Source organism: Ralstonia pickettii (genome assembly GCF_030582395.1).
Taxonomy (GTDB): domain Bacteria; phylum Pseudomonadota; class Gammaproteobacteria; order Burkholderiales; family Burkholderiaceae; genus Ralstonia; species Ralstonia pickettii_D.
Window position 1 is genome coordinate 287418 of sequence record NZ_CP104381.1, and the last position, 18842, is coordinate 306259.

Here is an 18842-nt window from a genome sequence, read left to right on the forward strand (position 1 = left end):
TTTCCTCAAACCGCGTCGTACGAGAAGCGCCGCGCAATCGCCAGCAGCGCGTGCTCGAGCAGCAAGCCCACCACACCAATCACGAAGATGGCGATGACGATGTGCTCGACCTTCAGGTTGTTCCACTCGTCCCACAGCCAGAAGCCGATGCCGACGCCGCCGGTGAGCATCTCCGCCGCCACGATCACCAGCCATGCCGTGCCGATGGACAGCCGCACGCCCGTCAGCATGTACGGCAGCACGGCGGGAAACAGCACGCGCGTGAACACCTTCCATTCGGAGAGATTCAGCACACGGGCCACGTTCAGGTAGTCCTGCGGCACGCGCGTCACGCCCACGGCGGTGTTGATGACCATCGGCCAGATCGAGCAGATGAAGATCGCCCAGATGGCCGCCGGGTTGGCCGATTTGAACAGCAGCAGCCCGATCGGCAGCCACGCCAGCGGCGACACCGGCCGCAGCAGGCTGATGATGGGCGAGGCCATCGCATTGAGAAACGCAAAGCGCCCGATCAGGAAGCCCGCCGGAATGCCGACAACTGCCGCCATGCCGAAGCCCGCACCCACGCGCGCCAGCGAGGCCAGCACGTTCCAGCCTACGCCCTGGTCATTCGGGCCATTGCGATAGAACGGATCGGCGAAGAGCGCAACGGCCGCTTTCCACGTCACCGCCGGTGTTGGCAATGCGGGGATGGCCGTGGCAATGCCTTGCCACGCCAGCACAAAAAGCACCAAGCCCAGCACGGGCGGAAAGCCGCGCACCACGGCAGCGACAAACCAGTCGCGCGCAACGAACCTGCGACGTTCAGGGGCGGCGTCGGACTGCACGCCAGACAATGTTTTGACGAGCGTGTTCATGTCGGGCTCCATCGATGTGAGGGACCGCAATCGAAAATTCGGACGGACGGAGGCGTCAGGCTTTCAGCTTGAAGCCGTCCGCATACGCGGCGGGGTTTTTCGCATCCCACACCACGCCGTCGATCAACTTGGCCGTGCGCATATCGCTCTTGGGCAGCGGCGTGCCGGTGGCGGTTGCGGCCTGCTTGAAGATGTCGATGCGGTTGACCTGCTTGGCGACGGCCAGGTAATCCGGATGCGCCTTCAACAGGCCCCAGCGCTTGTGCTGCGTGAGGAACCACATGCCGTCCGACAAGTACGGGAAGTTGACCGCGCCGTCGTGATAGAAGCGCATCGGGTCGGGGTCGTCCCACGTCTTGCCCAGGCCATTGGTGTAGCGGCCCAGCATGCGGTCGAGAATGATGTCCATGTCGGTGTTGACGTACGACTTGGCGGCGACGGTCTCGGCCGTCTTGCGTCGGTTCGACGCCGACGCATCGATGAACTTGCCCGCTTCCAGCACCGCGGCCGTGAGGGCACGCGCGGTGTTCGGATACTTCTGCACGAACTCCGCCGTGGTGCCGAGCACCTTCTCGGGGTGGTCTTTCCAGATGGCCTGTGTTGTCTCGGCGGTAAAGCCGATGTTGTCCGCAATTGCGCGGGCACCCCACGGCTCGCCCACGCAGTAGCCATCCATGTTGCCGACGCGCATGTTGGCCACCATCTGCGGCGGCGGCACGGTGATCGCCTTCGCTTCCTGCAGCGGGTGGATGCCGTGCGCGGCCAGCCAGTAATACAGCCACATCGCATGCGTGCCGGTCGGGAAGGTCTGCGCGAACACATATTCGCGCTTGTCTTTTGCCATGACGGCCTTCAACGACGCGCCATCCTTGACGCCCGCTTCCTTCAGCTTGGACGACAGCGTGATCGCCTGGCCGTTGTTGTTGAGCGTCATCAGCACCGCCATGTCTTTCTTGGGGCCGCCAATGCCGAGCTGCACGCCGTAGATCAGGCCGTAGAGCACGTGCGCCGCATCCAGGTCGCCCGATACGAGCTTGTCGCGCACGCCGGCCCACGAGGCCTCTTTCGACGGCGTGATCTTGATGCCGTACTTCTTGTCGATGCCAAGCGTGGACGCCATGACCACCGAGGCGCAGTCCGTGAGCGGAATGAAGCCGATTTTCAGCTCCGTCTTCTCGGGCGCATCGGAACCGGCGGCCCATGCCCCGGCACGCACCAGCGGATCGATCACTGCCACGGCACTGCCTCCTGCAATCGTCGCCGCGGCTTTCATGATGGTGCGGCGCTTCGGGTTGATCGGGTTGACGAGAGCGTCGGTCTTGTCTGGCGCGGCCATCCATGGCTCCAAAGAAAAAGCGTCCCGATGCGCGACTGCCGCCCGTCCAAAAGAGGGGCGCGCTGCCGTGCATCGGGACGCCGTTGTCCCATGCCGATACCCGCGTTGGCACCGGCTTCGGAGCGACACTTGCAAGGGGTATGCCAACGTTGAGCGATGCATGCTGGCGTTCCGAGTTCCGATCTCCACGCGCCGAGCTTTTTTCTCGGCGTTCCGAGTTCAGAACTCGGCGCGTGAGGCTTTTAGCTCGGCCATTGAGGCTCGGAACTCGGCGCGTGAGGCATTTAGCTCGGCGGTTGAGGTTCGGAACTCGGCGTGTGAGGCTTTTAGCTCGGCAGTTGGGGCTCGGAACTCGACGTGCGAGGCTTTTAACCCCGCGATTGAGGTTCGGAACGCCACGTGTGGGGTTCGGAACGCCGCGCGCGACTGGTGCGTTTCCGGCGCCGGAGTTGTGCGACGCACCAAAACTGGGCGGTGGTCTGACCGCTCAGCCGGCCATCACATCGATCACGCGTTGGGCGGCTTCCACCAGCTTGATGTTGCGATCCATCGCCATCTTCCGCAGGCGCTTGAAGGCGTCGTCTTCCGACAGGTTCATCTGCTTCATCAGCAGGCCCTTGGCGCGCTCGAGCACCTTGCGCTCGGCCAGCTGGGTCTTGGCGGTATCCAGCTCGGCCCGCAGTTCGCGCTCGTGCTCGAAACGGGCATAGGCGACGTCCAGCACAGCCTTCACACGCGTGGGCTTGATCCCGTCGACGATATAGGCGGTGATGCCGGCGGCAAACGCCGTCTTGATGCGCGTGGCGTCGTCGTTGTCGGTGAAGAGCACGATCGGGCGGGGCGCATGCTGGGTGGCCACGCAGACGTGCTCGATGGTGTCCCGAGCAGCCGATTCAGAGGCGACGATCACCATGTCGGGTTGTGTCTCGGCAATGCGCTCGGGCAGCGTCAGGTCGGCGTCCGCCAGGCCGACATCCACAAAGCCGGCCTCCGCCAGCCCGGCGCGGATCAGCTCGAGGTTGATCTGTTCAGCGTCGAGCGGATCGCGCACCAGCAGCACGCGCATGGGCGCGGCGGCGGGCGGGGCGGATGAATGGGGCGGCTTCGTTTGCATGGTGCAAAGTGGGGCAGGGTGCACGCCGCTCATGCAAGAACCGCGCCGGGCAGGTGCGGGTGTATCCTCGCAAACTCGTCGGTCGCCGGGGGGCGGTGGCCGCAGTTTCCCACCTGTTCCAATCCAGCTGAGTCCGAGGAGACCCGCATGACCGAATTCGTCGTCACCCCGCCCGCCGTCAATGGCATTCCCGTGCGTGGCGGGCAGGGCCAGTTTCCGGTGCGCCGTGTGTACTGCGTCGGCCGCAACTACGCCGCCCATGCACGCGAGATGGGTTCCGACCCCGACCGCGAACCGCCGTTCTTCTTCTGCAAGCCGGCCGACGCCGTGCGCTACATCGCAGACGGCGAGACCGGCCAGTTCGTCTACCCGACCGAAACGAAGGATTGCCACTACGAGATCGAACTCGTGGTCGCCATCGGCACGGGCGGGCGCGACATCGCCGTGGAAACGGCAGCCAACCATATCTACGGTTACGCCATCGGCCTGGACATGACGCGCCGGGATCTGCAGAACGCCGCCAAGAAGGGCGGCCGCCCGTGGGAAACCGGCAAGGCATTCGACGGCTCGGCGCCCATCGGTCCGATCGTGCCGGCCAAGGATGTGGCGCATCCGGACAAGGGTGCCATCACGCTGTCGGTCAACGGCCGCGAACACCAGCGCGGTGACCTGTCCGACCTGATCTGGTCGGTGCCGGAAACCATTGCGTATCTGTCGCGCCTGTTCGAACTGCGCCCCGGCGATCTGATCTACACCGGCACGCCAGAAGGCGTCGGCCCCGTGGTCGTCGGCGACCTGATGGTCGGCAAGATCGACGGCGTGGGCGAGCTGCACGTGAAGGTCATTTGATAGACCCGCTAGAAGAGTCAGAAGCCATGTCGATCAAGCTGTACAACTACTTCCGCAGCTCGGCGTCGTTCCGCGTGCGTATCGCCCTGGAGATCAAGGGCCTGCCGTACGACTACGCGCCGGTGCACCTGCTCAAGGGCGAGCAGCTCGCGCCGGAGTTCGTCAAGCTGAACCCCGATGCGCTGGTGCCCGTGCTGTGCGACGGCAACGACGTGCTGAACCAGTCGTTGGCGATTGTCGAATACCTGGAAGAGACGCATCCCGAGCCCACGCTGCTGCCGGGCTCGCCCAGCAATCGCGCGCACATCCGCGCGATTGCGCTTGCCATCGCATGCGAGATCCATCCGCTGAACAACCCGCGCGTGCTCAAGTACTTGAAGAACACCTTCAACGTGGAAGAAGAGGCGCGCAACGACTGGTATCGCCACTGGGTGAAGCTGGGGTTTGCGGCGTTGGAAACGCGGCTGTCACAGTCGCCGCTGACCGGCGCCTACTGTGTTGGCGATACGCCGACGCTGGCCGACGTGTGCCTCGTGCCGCAGGTGTTCAACGGCAAGCGGCTTGATGTGGCGGTGGAGGATTACCCCACGCTTGCGCGCATCTTTGAGCACTGCATGGCGCAGGAGGCGTTTCAGCGGGCTGCGCCTGCGGCGCAGCCGGATGCGGCGTGATTGAGATGTGGGGCGTCGCGGTGGCGGCGCCTTTTTTTCCATCGGACATCCAACCCTAGGAACAAAAGTCGGTTCGCTAGTTGTTGATGGAGATGATCTTGATCGTCGGCTTACTTCGGCCTCGTTCCGTGATGCCGCTGATCCAAAGCTCGCCGTTCCCGATCATGATGCCCCGGTAGCTCACGAACACATCCTCAAATCGTTGTGCTTCGATCGCGTCCTTCACGCGTTGGTTGAAGATCGACGGGTACTCCTTTCTAAATGCTGCCGGCGTCGCGATGGTGCTTGCTCGGTCTAGAGCATGGACGCGCAAGGGGTATTGGACGAGCCGACTAAGGGCATTCTTGTCATCGCGCTTGGTCGCGTCCTTCAAGCAGTCAAAGAATAGTTTTGCCTCGTCAAAGTCCAAGCCAGCTTGTTCATTCAATGCTCTACGAAACACATTTTTTGCCGAACGCGATGGAGTAGAGAGTGACGTTTCAGCTTGATAGCTTGGCTTGCCGGTGAGCACGTGCGGGCAGTTGGCGTACGTTGTGTCCGGTGGCATTGCAAAAGACAGCGCTGTGATTGCTTGCAAATAGAGCAAGGGATGGGGGCGCAGAGCCATAGCCAATGTTTGGAGGGGCGTCGTCGTTTCCTTCTGCGGCGCCGCCCGTCTGTCGAAAAGTTGAAAGTCACCAATCAGCGGGTACGTTGGTGGGGTCTTTGGACCATTCGGCGTACCCGACCGGCGACGTGCTCGTATGGATTCGGCGTAGCACGATGCGTTGAGATTGAATGGCGCTCTCCGCGTCATAACCGCTTCGATGTACGAGGCGACCTTTTACAGCGCTGGCGCCGATCGTGCCGGCAAACTCGAATAGATCTCGTGATGGGCGCCCTTGCGGACCTGAGCTTCGGCTGAACTCAGTGCCAGTCGACAACTTTGCCCGAAATCTGATGGCGCTTGTCGAAGGGATGATCTGAGCGTTATCGATGATGCCGCACGGCGTTTCGATCCCGGTCGACACGCACAGCTTTCCGAAGATCCGTTTCCCCTCACGGTAAAGATCAAGGCTATACCCCTCAGTATGTGGGTCGTCTGTACTCCCTACAGTGCGCTGGTTAGAGAAGGAACCAAGATGCTGAGTAATCGTCGGCGCTGCTGCTGAAGATGCGCCCATGAAAATGATGACGGCAAGTAGAAGCGAGCGCACTTCACAATCAGTCCGGTGACGACGACGTGGAGTGCTGCGCAGCCCCAGATCTGATACGGGCTGGCTGGATATCAAAATTCTGCCTGTCGATGACCCAGCCACGCCCATTCTTGCACTGAATCTCGGTGTGGAGATAGACCTTCATGACCACGCTGCGCAGTGGGGTGCATGTGTCGCCGGGCACCAAGGTGAACAAGACCCGGTCGTCGGTGTCCTCTTCTGAAGCATAGGCGGAGGTACTTTGCTTCGCTGTCCACACTGCAGCTGCATGTTCTCTTGAGCAAGCGGTGGCTACCAGGGCATTCAGTAGAAGCATTGGGACAGAAATCCTCATGGACTCTCCTTGGCGTAAAACCGTTTTTCCTTGACCCGCTTCGAGCGAGACAAACCAACAGCAATGTCTTCGGGGCTCACCATGCCAAAGGCTGACCAACGGGGGTCATAGGCAACGATCCCCACCAAGTTCAGCACGTCAGCCACATTCGACGAGCAGCTGTTGTCAAGGAGGCTATAGCTGTGCTTGACCGGATTTTTCGCCTCGAGAAGCCATAACTCCTGAGTCTCGAATTGAGAAGAAAGAAAAATCCCGCTGAGAAGCGTATTTTGCTTTTATCTATGTTTCTATTTTGCCTCTTCCTTACCATTTTGACATTTCTAGAATATTTTTAAGGAATGAATTTTGTGCCTTCCTGAGTTCATGGAGGCATCCCTCATAAATTGCAGGATACATAGTTCCATCGGAACACTTTTCCCATTTTGCGCCCGCGTCTCGTTGCGGCTCGCAAAATTTTTCAGCGTGCGATTGCGAATTCATGTATTCGTCTAGTAGCCGAGCATGAAAATTTCCATGGGGAATTGATTTCAAAATACTCATGTAAATTATTTCATTCTCTTTGATAAAATTAATTCTTGATACTTGGTAACATTGCGCATCCCCATATCCGCCTCCAAGATGTTTCAGGCAATCGGATTTGTTATTCGAGGAGAAAAAGGCGAAGCCCGATACGGTTACCAAGATTGGGGCGATTATTTTAGTGAGATACATCATAAACGCCGTGTGGCTGGGAGTAGCAGCGCGTAGCCTAGGAGGCTATGCATTTCAATGCCCATCCGTTGATCAGCGACTGCCCTCAGTGAATGTCTTGAGTTTCTTGATGTCCGCCACCTTGAAATAAAGCGTGAGCCCGGCATTTCTGTCGGGCGGAATGCGGGCTACGAAAGCGGACCGCACAAAGGCTGCACTTCCATTGCCGTTGCTCTCGACAAGGCAAACGTACTGCTGGGCATCCTCGCGAATCACCGCGTACAGGGCCCGTTCAGGCGGTTCGATCCGTTGAGGTTTGTACTGCCCGCGTGGGATTGCCCGGCTGATGTATCCCCGATGGCGACCCACTATCACGAAATCATCGTTGCCGTGCTTACTTGTCGCATAGCCAACGCCGAGACTGTTTGACTTAAAGCCAGGCCTAAAGACCGTGTAACCGGGTACTTCGTAGTCATCTTGGAGAACCTCTGCCCCATCGATCGGAAGGATGGAAATCGTGCTGCGGACCGGCTTGTCGAATAGAAGGCAACTGTCCACGATTGAATCGGATGGAGCGCTAGCGCGTGCTTGCAGGGAAAGAAGGCACAGTATCGATGCAGCAATCGATCTAATCACTTGTACTCCTTTGCGCGAGTGACGTTGACGAAGTCTCTGCTGTAACGCCAGAAGATCGTGCCGCCAACGCCCGCCGTAGATTCGTAGACCCATGAGTATCGACCTACCTCTTCTTGCACTGAGGCCGTCTTCCCGTTGACTTTCTTCTTGACGGTCTTGTAGAGGATTTTTGTTCTCCTTGAATCAGGAATCCCGTACACGTTGTGAGCTGGGTCGACGCGCACGCCATGCCATACCTTCGAATGCTTCGAATAGTTTGACTTGATATCTGCGCCGTCCCAAAAATAGGCGCCATTCGAGTAATCAAATCCACCGGAGAAAGCGTTCCTCGCAGCCCTGACTGCGTGGGTCATTGGTGCGCTCTTCCCAATTTCATCTGCTGTGGCCTCCATTAGCAGGGCATACCGCTTGTTTCCGTCCGTTCGTACAAACGAAAACGTCGGGTCTTTCGAGGTGAAAGCTTCGATTGATTGATAGCCGCGAGCCTTCATCTGGCGGACCATGACACTGGCGAGGGCAGCCATCTCTTCGTACTTGTTTTGTGTAGAAGATTCTCCATACGCGATGGCTGCCAGAAGGCGCTCCTCAGGCGCCAAATCGGATGTTGCTGATTGGCTCATGCTTGGGCCTCCCGCGATTTATCGAGCCACAGGACAATGCCAATCGAAAGTCCGCCACGCACGATGACGCTGCGTCCATCAATGAGTGCTGCGTCCTGGCTACTACGTTTGCCGTTGGTTAGCAGGTCATAGCGATAACCTGGCACGGGTTGGCCTGTGTCTGCATCAACGAGTTCGTAGTACTGCTCGACAATGTCTTCCTCGTCGGGGTGAATACGGTCATGCACAGACTCGCGCTGCTGAACATAGTCGGGAGCACCCGATGGCACAGATGACAACGGCAGCACTCCGGCATGCCCCTGAGCAATACTCCCCGCTCGATTCACCGCAACCCGAAACTTGTCCGTCGAAGCAATGGCGCGAGGGGGATTGGCGCATTTGCAGAAGATCCACGCACCTTGAATGGCGAGCTGGCGACCGCTCGGAAGCCCGAACGCTGGGTAGGCGTCATTGACTAGGTAGCCCATGGATTTGCAGGCTGGGCAAGTTGCCAGATCCCCTTCCGCAGCCACCTCTTTGCCGTGGAACCGCATCCTGCCGGTGGCAGTTATGACGCCACCCGTCGTTGTTAAATCACCATGCCTGAGGCCGGGGCGCATGTATTCCATGATCGGCCCCCTCAGATCACGCTGTCGGTCGCCGGCTCCGGACGGTATGCCGGGTCAAGCAGGCCGATGATGGGCGCGTCCGCCGGTTCATCGAAAGTTAGGGCCATGATTGGCGATGAAACAAGGGTGCCGCCGTTGCTTAGTGGGCTGCCAATGATGGCAGCAGGCCGGTCATCGCCCACTAGTGCAATGCCTGCACCCGCAGTAATGACGGCCGTGCTGCCGTCTGGGTAGACAGCTTCATCGCCTACAAGCAAGAGCGTGGGTCCGCTATCTCGGATGCTGCAGGAGCCCTGAATGATCTCGCCGCCGTTGGCTTTCTTCGCGCCGTTGAACGCCGCGACGTAGACCTTGCCGGATTGTGTGTTTTGCATCTGCCATCTCCACATGAGAGCACTTCGCTGAAGTGCTCCATTGGAGCGGCGCCATGCGCTGAATCTCAATCAGACAATTCCAATTCGTTGAATGTTTGAACTCAGCGCAGAGGGCATGCTGATCAGAGGGCGGCTAGTTGAGCTTTAACACATGCGATGTGCTGGTGTGTGCTGGCAAATGCTGAGCACCGATAAGTTCGACCGCAAATGGAAACGCCCTGAACAATTCAGGGCGTTTCTGTGCAACAAGGTTTCGCAGGACGTTATCCCAACAACGCATCCGCAAATTCCCGCGCCGAAAACGGCTGCAGATCCTCCACTTGCTCGCCCACGCCGATGAAGTAGACCGGCACCGGCCGCTGCCGCGCAATCGCGGCCAGGATGCCGCCCTTGGCCGTGCCGTCCAGCTTGGTGACGATCAGGCCCGTGAGGCCAAGCGCTTCATCAAAGGCTTTGACTTGCGCAAGGGCGTTCTGCCCCGTGTTGCCGTCGATCACCAGCAGCGTTTCGTGCGGCGCCGTGGCCATCGCCTTGGCGGTCACGCGGCGCACTTTCTTCAGCTCTTCCATCAGGTGCAGCTGCGTCGGCAGGCGGCCGGCGGTGTCGGCCATGACGATGTCGATGCCGCGTGCGCGAGCGGCATTCACTGCATCGAAGATCACGGCGGCGGGGTCGCCCGATTCCTGCGCCACGACCGTGACGTTGTTGCGCTGACCCCAGATCACGAGTTGCTCGCGCGCGGCGGCACGGAACGTGTCACCCGCGGCCAGCAGCACCGATTGACCGTACGTCTGGAAGTGCTTGCACAGCTTGCCGATGCTGGTCGTCTTGCCGGCGCCGTTCACGCCCGCGATCATGATCACCATCGGCTGTTCGCGGCCGAGCACCATGGTTTTTTCCAGGGGGTGCAGCAGCTCGACGAGCAGGTCGCGCAGGGCAGTTTTCACGCCCTCCGAGGTTTCGATGCGCTGGGCCTTGATGCGGCGGCGCAGTTCGGCCAGCAGGTATTCGGTGGCGTCGACACCCGCGTCGGCCATCAGCAGGGCGGTCTCCAGCTCTTCGAACAGCGCTTCGTCCACCTTGACGCCGACGAAGAGTGTGGTCAGGCCCTTGCTCGTCTTCGACAGGCCGGAGCGCAGGCGTGACATCCAGCCCTTGCGGGCCTGTTCGATCACGGCGGGCGTGGGGACGGTTTCGACGTCTCCGGCTTGCACGTCGAGCGCAGGCTGCGCAGCAGGTGCGTCCGGCACGGCAACGTGGGCCGGCGCCGCGACAGGTGCGGGCGCGGGAGCCGGCGCAGAGACGGGCTGGGGGGCTGCAACCGGTGCGGGTATGGGGGCGGGGGTGGCGCCGGGGATGGCGCCGGGGATGGCAGCCGGGGCAGGCGCCTGCGCGGCTTCGAGTGCCGCTGCGGGCGTGGGTTCGGCGGCCGGTTGGGGCTCTGCCTTGCGCTTCTTCCAGAAACTAAACATCGTAAAAGGCAGTCTATTTCGCCGTTAGAATCAAGCGTCGAATTTTATCAGACAGCCCTTATGCGCTCTTCCATGCGAATCGTTTCAAACCGGGCTCGGTCGCGAGTCTGGCAATTGGCCGCGACGGCCCTGGCGGCGGGCCTGCTGGCCGGCCATGTAGGCGCGCAGGAACTGGCCGCTGCGCCGGGCCGCCCGGTGGCCATCGCCAGCGGTGCCAAGGTGGGCGCCAGCCAGTCCGACACGCACGAATACAAGCTGCCCAATGGGCTGCAACTCATCGTGAAGGAAGACCACCGCGCCCCCACCGTGGCGCACATGGTGTGGTATCACGCTGGCAGCATCGACGAGCACAACGGCACCACCGGCGTCGCCCACATGCTCGAACACATGATGTTCAAGGGTACCAAGGCAGTCGGCCCCGGCGAGTTCTCCCGCCGGGTGGCGGCGCTGGGCGGCCGTGAAAACGCCATGACCACGCGTGACTTCACGATGTACTTCCAGCAGATCGAGAAATCGCACCTGGCCGATGTGATGGGGCTCGAAGCCGATCGCATGGTCAATCTCCAGCTGACCGACAAGGAGTTCAAGCCGGAGATGAATGTGGTGAAGGAAGAGCGCCGCATGCGCATCGACGACTCCGCCCGTTCCACCGTGTATGAGCAGATGCTCGCCACGCTGTTCAATGCCGCGCCGTACCGCAACCCGACCATCGGCTGGCCGGGCGATCTCGACACGATGACGGTGCAAGATGCGCAAAACTGGTATCACGCCTGGTACACGCCCAACAACGTCACCGTGATCGTGGCGGGCGACGTGAACCCCGATGAAGTTTTCCGCTTGGCGCAGCGCACCTACGGCAAGCTCAAGCCGCATGCGTTGCCGCGCCGCTACGCGCAGGAAGAGCCCAAGCAGATCGGCGTGAAGCGCATCTGGGTGAAGGCGCCCGCCGAGAACCCGTACGTTGTGCTGGCGTACAAGGTGCCGCGCCTGAGCGATGTGGAGAAAGACGTCGATCCGTATGCGTTGGAAGTCCTCTCGGCCGTGCTCGATGGCTATGACAACGCGCGCCTGTCGAGCCAGCTCGTCAAAGGCGAAAAGCGGATCGCTGACGACGTCAATGCCGGCTACGACGGCCTGAACCGCGGCCCGTCGATCTTCCTGATGGACGGCACGCCCGCCGACGGTCACACCACCGCCGAGATCGAACAGGCGCTGCGCGCGCAGATCGAACGCATCGCCAAGGAAGGCGTGACCGACGCTGAACTGAAGCGCGTGAAGGCGCAGGTTGTGGCCGCGCAGATCTACAAGCGCGACTCGGTGTTCGGCCAGGGCATGGAGATCGGCATGAACGAGATGACCGGTCTGTCGTGGCGTTCCATCGATCGCCAGCTTGAGAAGATCAAGGCCGTGACGTCGGCGCAGATCCAGCACGTGGCGCAGACGTATTTCAACGAAGACAACCTCGTCGTCGCCACGCTGCTGCCGCAACCGATCGATCCCAACAAACCGGCGCGCAAGCCTGTTCCAGGTATGCGCGATGAAGGAGGGCTGCGTTGATGCGCGCCATGTCTCTGACCCTGAAGTCGGCGCTGGTCGCCATTGTTGCAGCGGCGGCGCAGAGTGCCCTGGCCGCGCTGCCTATCGAACACTGGACGGCGCCGACCGGCGCGCGCGTGTTTTTCGTACCGAGCCCGTCGATTCCGATGCTCGACATCAACCTCGACGTGGATGCGGGTTCGCGCTATGAGCCCGCCAACAAGGTGGGCCTCGCCTCGCTCACAGCGGGCATGCTCGACAAGGGCGTTGCCGCGCAGGGCAATGCGCCCGCCCGCGATGAAGCGGCGATTGCCGATGCGTTTGCCGATGTGGGCGCGAGCTTCGGCGGCGGCGCCGGTGGTGACCGCACGAGCCTGCGTCTGCGCACGCTGTCCGATCCCGTTGAGCGCGGCCCGGCCATCGCGCTGATGACGCAGATCATTTCAGCGCCGACCTTTCCCGATGCCGTGCTCGCGCGGGACAAGCAGCGCCTGGTGGCTGCGATCCGAGAATCCCTGACCAAGCCATCGGTGCTGGCCGAGCGCGCGTTCGGCAAGGCCATCTACGGCACACATCCGTATGGGCAGACCGCTTCGCCGGAAACGGTGGAGAGCATCACGCGTGACGACATCCTGCGTTACTACCAGGCCAACTACACGGCCAAGCGCGCGGTTGTGACGCTGATCGGCGCGATCAGCCGTCAGGAAGCCGAGGCCATCGCCGAGCAGATCACGCGCGGCCTGCCCGCTGATGGCGCCACGCCGCCGGCGCTGCCCGACGTGAAGATGCCGCTGGCAAAGGCGGAGACGATCCGCATTCCGCACCCGGCGCAGCAGGCGACCATCATCATCGGTCAACCGGGTATCGCACGCGGCGACAAGGATTACTTCCCGTTGCTGGTCGGTAACTACGTGCTCGGTGGTGGCGGTTTCAGTGCGCGTCTGACCAACGAAGTGCGCGAGAAGCGCGGTTTGACGTACAGCATTGGCAGCTATTTCGCGCCCGCCGCACAGCCTGGTCCGTTCGAACTGGCACTGCAGACGCGCAAGGACCAAACCGAAGAAGCATTGGGCGTGGTGCGCGACACTGTTGCCAAGTTTGTGGCCGATGGCCCAACCGATGCGGAACTGAAAGCCGCCAAGGACAACCTCGTCAACGGCTTCCCGCTGCGCCTGGACAGCAACCGCAAGCTGCTGGACAACGTGGCCAACATCGGCTGGTACAACTTGCCGCTCGACTATCTGGATACATGGACGCAGCGCATCGCGGCCGTCACGCGTGACCAGGTGCGTACGGCATTCCAGCGCGCGCTGCAACCGCAGGCCATGGCGACGATCGTGGTGGGCGGTCCGGAAAAAGCCGCCGCGAACTGACGTACCGCGTCTTGATCCGAAAAAACCGGCGGCATTTCCCGCCGGTTTTTGTTTGCGCTCGTTTTATCGGGCAACAGCCCCTAAAATCCCGCCCATGGCACCTCGTACCTCCAGCTCCAAAGGCCCCAAGGCCAAGACCGCCACGTCGCATGCGCGCGCACCGCAGCAGGTTCGCATCATCGGCGGGCAATACAAGCGCACGCCGCTCCCCGTGGTGGATGCCGATGGCCTGCGCCCGACCAGCGACCGCGTCCGCGAAACCATCTTCAACTGGCTCGGTCAGGACCTGACCGGCTGGCGCTGCGCCGACATCTTTGCGGGCACCGGCGCGCTCGGCTTCGAGGCGGCTTCGCGCGGGGCCGCGCACGTGACGCTCATCGAAAACCACGCCCCGGCCGTGCGCGCGCTGCACGCCATCCGCGACAAGCTGGACGCACGCATGGTCGACATCGTTTCCGGTGACGCCTTTGCCTGGCTGGCGCGGCAGCCAGATGCCGCGTTCGACGCGGTGTTCATCGATCCCCCGTTTGCACACGACTGGACGCTGCGTGCGCTGGAGGCAGCGACACGGGTCGTCAAGCCCGGCGGCGTCATCTATGTTGAAGCAGCGCAGCCATTAGTGGATGTGAGTACTAATTCACATGACGCTGAACCTATGGCAGGCACCGAATTGCCTACCGGTCTGACGTTCCACAAACACCTGCGCGCCGGTGCGGTGCATGCACATTTGTTGCTGCGCAAAAACGGTTAAACTACGCCGCTCGCAACCGATGCATGAGCATCGGGCGGCACCTGCAACCCGGGTCCGCTTGGTGGATATCGGTGGCACAGGCGGCAGGCTCGGGACCTGCCGCGGTCGACAACGCAACGGCGTCCGAACGCAGTACCGGCGCGGCCACGTCCCACGCCGACGCTTGCGGATGCTCTTTTCCCCTTGGTGGAGGAACCATGGTGATCGCGGTTTATCCCGGCACTTTCGATCCGTTCACGCGCGGCCACGAGGATCTCGTGCGGCGTGCGTCCAACATCTTCGACGAGTTGATCGTCGGGGTGGCGCAGAGCCCGAACAAGCGGCCGTTCTTCGCGCTGGAAGAGCGCATCGAGATCGCCCGTGAAGTGCTCGGCCATTACCCCAACGTGCGGGTCGAAGGGTTTTCTGGTCTCTTGAAGGATTTCGTGCGCAAGAACGGCGCGCGCGTCATCGTGCGGGGCCTGCGTGCCGTGTCGGACTTCGAGTACGAATTCCAGATGGCCGGCATGAACCGCTACCTGCTGCCGGACGTGGAAACCATGTTCCTCACGCCGTCGGATCAATACCAGTTCATCTCGGGCACGTTCGTGCGCGAAATTGCGGTGCTCGGCGGCGATGTGAGCAAGTTCGTGTTCCCCTCGGTCGAAAAGTGGCTCAAGGAAAAGACCGGCAAGACGGAAGGGTCGGGCAAATCGGAATAAGATGACGCTTTGGCGAGCGCTGGCTCGCCGGCTATTTCAAGGAAGGCATCATGGCGCTCATAATCACCGATGAGTGCATCAATTGCGACGTATGCGAGCCAGAGTGCCCCAACGGCGCGATTTCGATGGGTCCGGAGATCTACGTGATCGACCCGGGCAAATGTACCGAATGCGTCGGCCACTTTGACGAACCGCAGTGCCAACAGGTCTGCCCGGTGGATTGCATCCCCAAGGACCCGGCCCATGAGGAAACGCACGAGCAGTTGATGCAGAAGTACACCCAGCTCACGTCCGCACCACCACGGGCGGCGTGAACGGACAAAAGAAGAGACGGCCAAAGCCGTCTCTTTTCATTGGTGCCTACCAACCTGTTGACTGTGCGCTTACTGGATCGGCAACAGATCTTCCGGCCCTTCGTACGCATAGCCCGGCTCGCAGACGATGCGGTAGTGCGGGTAATGCGGATGCAGGGGGCGCGGCACGATCGGTGAAGGCGCCACAGGTGCCTGCACGAACGGCTTGGGGCCATTGCCGGGTTGGCGAATTGCGCCAGCAGCCGGCGCAGGAGGCTGGCGGATCACCGGCATCGGCGTCGGATAAGGTTGCGGATAGGGCAGCGGCCCAATGTAGATGCGATGGCAGTAGCGAACGCCTTCCTGCGCAACCACTACTTTCTGCCGTTGCTCGCGGCGCGCCTGTTCAGCGGCCTGTGCCGCGATCTGGGCTTGGCGAGCGTCTTCGGCCGCCTGCGCTTTGCGGCGCGCGGTTTCCATCTGTTGCACTTCCGCGGCTTCAGCGCTGGCGCGTTCGCGGGCAGCCTTCTGGTCGGCGGCCGTGGGCGTGTTGTCGATCATCGGCACGGGCTTCGCGCGCGTGCCGCAGGGGTGGTCGGAATAGGTCGTCTGACCGTTCTCGCTGCAGCGATACACCTGCGCGTGCGTTGGCAAGCTAGCCGCAGCCAAGCCGAGCGCCAGACCCGCCAGCACGGCGGCGCGTGAGGTGAGAGTGGCGAACGGTGTCATGGCGGTGTCCTCGGGGTTGGCGGATCAGCGTGCCGTGTGCAGGCGCATCATGGCTTTTTCGGCGTTGCCGGCAATCAATTCGGGCAGCGCATCCAGGCTTTGATCGATCGCGCGGTCGATGAGGTCCTGCTCTTCCTTGCGAGGCGCCTTGAGCACGAAGTTGGCGACGTCATGCTGGCCAGATGCTGCCGTGCCCGGCGGCAAGAGATTGCGCGGATGGCCGATGCCCAGCCGCAGTCGCCAGAACTGCTGCGTGGTCAGATGGGCCGCAATGTCCTTCAGGCCGTTGTGTCCACCGGATCCGCCTCCGAGCTTGAGTTTGACAGCGCCGGGCGGCAAATCCAATTCATCGTGCACGACCAGGATCTCATCGGGCATGACCTTGTAGAAGCGGGCCAGTGCGACGGTAGCCAGGCCGGAGCGGTTCATGAAGGTCTGTGGCTCGAGCAGCCACACCTCGTTGCCCCAGAGGTTGGCGCGCGCTGCATAGCCGTGAAAGCGCGTCTCGTTGCGCAGTGTCACATTGCCCATGCGCGCGAGTTGGTCGACCAGCCAGAAGCCGGCGTTGTGTCGCGTCGCCGCATACTCGGCGCCCGGATTGCCGAGGCCGACGATGAGTTTGATCATGCGATTCGTATCAGGTTGAGGTGCAGGCAGCGCCCCTTGATCGTACAAGCATAGCTGCTTTCCCTAGCCTGGAGGCGGTGCGGCTCGCCCCGCTCAGGCAGAAAAAAAGCCCGGCGAGACTGGCTCGGCGGGCTTTCTTTGCTCGCACCGAAGTGCGAGGTGCGGCAACTTAGGCTGCCGGCTTGTCCTCGCCTGCAGCAGCAGCGCCTTCTTCGGCGGCAGCGGACTTCTCGCCAGCCGGCACGCTGATGTTGGCAACAGCCGGGTTCTCATCGCCACCGTGGGTGAGGATGGTCACGCCCTTCGGCAGCTTGAGGTCAGCGATGTGCAGGGTCTGGCCGATTTCCAGCGAACCCAGATCCACTTCGATGAACTCCGGCAGGTCGGCCGGCAGGCACGACACTTCCACGTCGTTCAGGATGTGGTTCACGATGCCGTGGCCCAGCTTCACGCCCGGTGCGGTTTCCTGGTTCAGGAAGTGCAGCGGCACCTTGACGTGGATCTTTTCCTTGGCCGACACACGTTGGAAATCGACGTGCAGAACCAGTTGCTTGAACGGGTGCAGTTGGAAGTCGCGCAGCAGCGCCTTTTCCACCTTGCCAGCCACTTCGATGTCGAGGATCGACGAGTGGAAGGCTTCCTTCTTCAGCGCGTGGTACAGCGCGTTGTGATCGAGTTCGATCAGCTTCGGCTCGGCGCCCGCGCCGTAAATGATGGCCGGGGTCTTGCCGGAATTGCGCAGGCGGCGGCTCGCACCAGTGCCCTGAACGCTACGCTCGAAAGCGACAACTTTCATGATTGCTCCAAACGAAAAAGACGACTCGCGACCAAGCCGTCTGGTGAACGGGGCGCCATATTGCGCCCCGCGGACACCGCAGAAGTGCCGTCTAACCGACGTTTTCCGCAGTAAAGCCTTGAATTATAACAGTAAGCTGCTCGGATGCCGAATTATTCAGCAAACAGCGACATGATGGAGTCACCGCGCACGATGCGGGTGAAGGTCTCGGCCAGCAGCGGGGCGGTCGAGAGCTGGCGGATCTTGCCGCATTTGATGGCGTCTTCGCGCAGCGGGATGGTGTCGGTCACGACGACTTCGTCGAGCGCCGAGTCTGCAATGCGAGCAGCGGCGCCGCCCGACAGTACCGGATGCGTGCAATACGAGAACACTTGCTTGGCACCGCGCTCCTTCAGCACCTGCGCGGCTTTGCACAGCGTGCCGCCGGTGTCGATCATGTCATCCATGATCACGCAATTGCGGCCGTCGACTTCACCGATGATGTTCATCACCTCAGCCACGTTGGCCTTCGGGCGACGCTTGTCGATGATCGCCAGGTCCACGCCGAGCTGCTTGGCGAGCGCACGTGCGCGCACCACGCCGCCGACGTCGGGCGATACCACCAGCAGGTCTTCGTAGTTCTTCTTGCGCAGGTCTTCGAGCAGGATCGGCGACGCGTAGATGTTGTCGACCGGGATATCGAAGAAGCCTTGGATTTGGTCAGCGTGGAGGTCCATCGTCAGCACGCGCTCGACGCCGGCGACTTCCAGCATGTTGGCAACGACCTTGGCCGTGATGGCCACACGCGCCGAACGCGGGCGACGATCCTGGCGGGCATAGCCGAAGTAGGGGATGGCGGCCGTGATGCGACGGGCAGACGCACGCTTGAGCGCATCGACCATCACCATCAATTCCATCAGGTTGTCGTTGGTGGGGGCGCAGGTGGATTGCAGGATGAACACGTGCTTGCCGCGCACGTTTTCCTGGATCTCGACCTGGACTTCACCATCGGAGAATCGGCCGACGAGGGCCTTACCTAGCGGAATGCCCAGGTGCTTGACGACAGCTTCTGCGAGTTTGGGGTTGGCATTGCCGGTAAAAACCATCAAGCCTTCGCTGCTCATCGGGGCACCTGTTTTGACTTCAGACGCGCCGGCTGGTCGGAACCAACCGGGCTATTGCTGGGAACATAAGGAAGAAAATGGCAGGGGCGGAAGGATTCGAACCTACGCATGCCGGAATCAAAATCCGGTGCCTTAACCAGCTTGGCGACGCCCCTACACAACCGATCGGTTACTGC

20 protein-coding genes and 1 tRNA gene are annotated in these 18842 nt (G+C 61.6%); 7 read left to right on the forward strand and 14 right to left on the reverse strand.

Features of this window, described 5'->3' with window-relative positions:
- Positions 1-5 precede the first annotated feature (5 nt).
- The 3 genes from ntrB to N5B55_RS01345 all read right to left on the reverse strand — a co-directional run bounded on the left by ntrB (position 6) and on the right by N5B55_RS01345 (position 3307).
- Positions 6-857: a nitrate ABC transporter permease gene (ntrB, locus tag N5B55_RS01335; RefSeq protein ID WP_065858738.1), complete on the reverse strand. Its 852-nt coding sequence runs from the start codon at positions 855-857 to the stop codon at positions 6-8.
- Positions 858-912: 55 nt separating this feature from the next.
- Entirely contained in the window at positions 913-2193 is a 1281-nt protein-coding gene (locus N5B55_RS01340) for a CmpA/NrtA family ABC transporter substrate-binding protein (protein WP_304538903.1), read from the reverse strand.
- 487 nt (positions 2194-2680) lie between these two features.
- Positions 2681-3307, reverse strand: coding sequence for an ANTAR domain-containing response regulator (locus tag N5B55_RS01345; protein WP_065858742.1), 627 nt, complete (start codon positions 3305-3307; stop codon positions 2681-2683).
- Between the two features lie 147 nt (positions 3308-3454).
- Here N5B55_RS01345 and N5B55_RS01350 point away from each other — a divergent pair, with 147 nt between their 5' ends.
- Positions 3455-4156 (forward strand): fumarylacetoacetate hydrolase family protein, encoded by a 702-nt coding sequence (locus tag N5B55_RS01350; protein ID WP_304538904.1) that lies wholly within the window; start codon positions 3455-3457, stop codon positions 4154-4156.
- A 26-nt stretch (positions 4157-4182) separates the two neighbouring features.
- Positions 4183-4827 carry a maleylacetoacetate isomerase gene (gene maiA / locus N5B55_RS01355; protein ID WP_304538905.1) on the forward strand — a complete coding sequence of 215 codons (645 nt, stop codon included), beginning with the start codon at positions 4183-4185 and terminating at the stop codon, positions 4825-4827.
- Positions 4828-4903: 76 nt separating this feature from the next.
- Here maiA and N5B55_RS01360 read toward each other — a convergent pair whose 3' ends face one another.
- From N5B55_RS01360 to ftsY, 6 genes are all read right to left on the reverse strand, one after another.
- Positions 4904-5434 (reverse strand): hypothetical protein, encoded by a 531-nt coding sequence (locus N5B55_RS01360; RefSeq protein WP_304538906.1) that lies wholly within the window; start codon positions 5432-5434, stop codon positions 4904-4906.
- 1706 nt (positions 5435-7140) lie between these two features.
- Positions 7141-7605: a hypothetical protein gene (locus tag N5B55_RS01365; protein ID WP_258035441.1), complete on the reverse strand. Its 465-nt coding sequence runs from the start codon at positions 7603-7605 to the stop codon at positions 7141-7143.
- A 74-nt stretch (positions 7606-7679) separates the two neighbouring features.
- The gene (locus N5B55_RS01370) at positions 7680-8303 is read right to left on the reverse strand and encodes a hypothetical protein (protein WP_304538907.1); all 624 of its coding nucleotides are present in this window, start codon (positions 8301-8303) and stop codon (positions 7680-7682) included.
- On the reverse strand, positions 8300-8911 hold the full coding sequence (locus tag N5B55_RS01375; RefSeq protein WP_012761080.1) for a PAAR domain-containing protein: 612 nt from the start codon (positions 8909-8911) through the stop codon (positions 8300-8302). The genes N5B55_RS01370 and N5B55_RS01375 overlap by 4 nt, the downstream gene beginning before the upstream one ends.
- A gap of 11 nt (positions 8912-8922) precedes the next feature.
- Positions 8923-9285, reverse strand: coding sequence for a PAAR domain-containing protein (locus N5B55_RS01380; RefSeq protein WP_304538908.1), 363 nt, complete (start codon positions 9283-9285; stop codon positions 8923-8925).
- 263 nt (positions 9286-9548) lie between these two features.
- Complete coding sequence (gene ftsY / locus N5B55_RS01385) at positions 9549-10757, reverse strand: signal recognition particle-docking protein FtsY (protein ID WP_304538909.1); 1209 nt, start codon at positions 10755-10757, stop codon at positions 9549-9551.
- Between the two features lie 60 nt (positions 10758-10817).
- Between ftsY and N5B55_RS01390 the strand changes: the two genes are divergently transcribed.
- From N5B55_RS01390 to N5B55_RS01410, 5 genes are all read left to right on the forward strand, one after another.
- A complete protein-coding gene (locus tag N5B55_RS01390; RefSeq protein WP_178959244.1) occupies positions 10818-12314 on the forward strand; it encodes a M16 family metallopeptidase in 1497 nt (498 codons plus the stop codon).
- Complete coding sequence (locus N5B55_RS01395; RefSeq protein ID WP_304538910.1) at positions 12314-13666, forward strand: M16 family metallopeptidase; 1353 nt, start codon at positions 12314-12316, stop codon at positions 13664-13666. The genes N5B55_RS01390 and N5B55_RS01395 overlap by 1 nt, the downstream gene beginning before the upstream one ends.
- 94 nt (positions 13667-13760) lie before the next feature.
- Positions 13761-14417: a 16S rRNA (guanine(966)-N(2))-methyltransferase RsmD gene (gene rsmD, locus N5B55_RS01400; RefSeq protein WP_304538911.1), complete on the forward strand. Its 657-nt coding sequence runs from the start codon at positions 13761-13763 to the stop codon at positions 14415-14417.
- A 197-nt stretch (positions 14418-14614) separates the two neighbouring features.
- Entirely contained in the window at positions 14615-15118 is a 504-nt protein-coding gene (coaD, locus tag N5B55_RS01405) for a pantetheine-phosphate adenylyltransferase (RefSeq protein ID WP_004633426.1), read from the forward strand.
- Positions 15119-15168: 50 nt separating this feature from the next.
- On the forward strand, positions 15169-15432 hold the full coding sequence (locus N5B55_RS01410) for a YfhL family 4Fe-4S dicluster ferredoxin (RefSeq protein WP_004633424.1): 264 nt from the start codon (positions 15169-15171) through the stop codon (positions 15430-15432).
- A gap of 69 nt (positions 15433-15501) precedes the next feature.
- Here N5B55_RS01410 and N5B55_RS01415 read toward each other — a convergent pair whose 3' ends face one another.
- From N5B55_RS01415 to N5B55_RS01435, 5 genes are all read right to left on the reverse strand, one after another.
- A complete protein-coding gene (locus N5B55_RS01415; protein WP_065858763.1) occupies positions 15502-16140 on the reverse strand; it encodes a DUF4124 domain-containing protein in 639 nt (212 codons plus the stop codon).
- A 24-nt stretch (positions 16141-16164) separates the two neighbouring features.
- Entirely contained in the window at positions 16165-16767 is a 603-nt protein-coding gene (gene pth / locus N5B55_RS01420; RefSeq protein WP_304538912.1) for an aminoacyl-tRNA hydrolase, read from the reverse strand.
- A 169-nt stretch (positions 16768-16936) separates the two neighbouring features.
- Positions 16937-17563 carry a 50S ribosomal protein L25/general stress protein Ctc gene (locus tag N5B55_RS01425; RefSeq protein ID WP_037027681.1) on the reverse strand — a complete coding sequence of 209 codons (627 nt, stop codon included), beginning with the start codon at positions 17561-17563 and terminating at the stop codon, positions 16937-16939.
- A gap of 152 nt (positions 17564-17715) precedes the next feature.
- Entirely contained in the window at positions 17716-18666 is a 951-nt protein-coding gene (locus N5B55_RS01430; RefSeq protein WP_004633415.1) for a ribose-phosphate pyrophosphokinase, read from the reverse strand.
- A 78-nt stretch (positions 18667-18744) separates the two neighbouring features.
- Positions 18745-18821, reverse strand: a tRNA-Gln gene (locus N5B55_RS01435).
- Positions 18822-18842 lie beyond the last annotated feature (21 nt).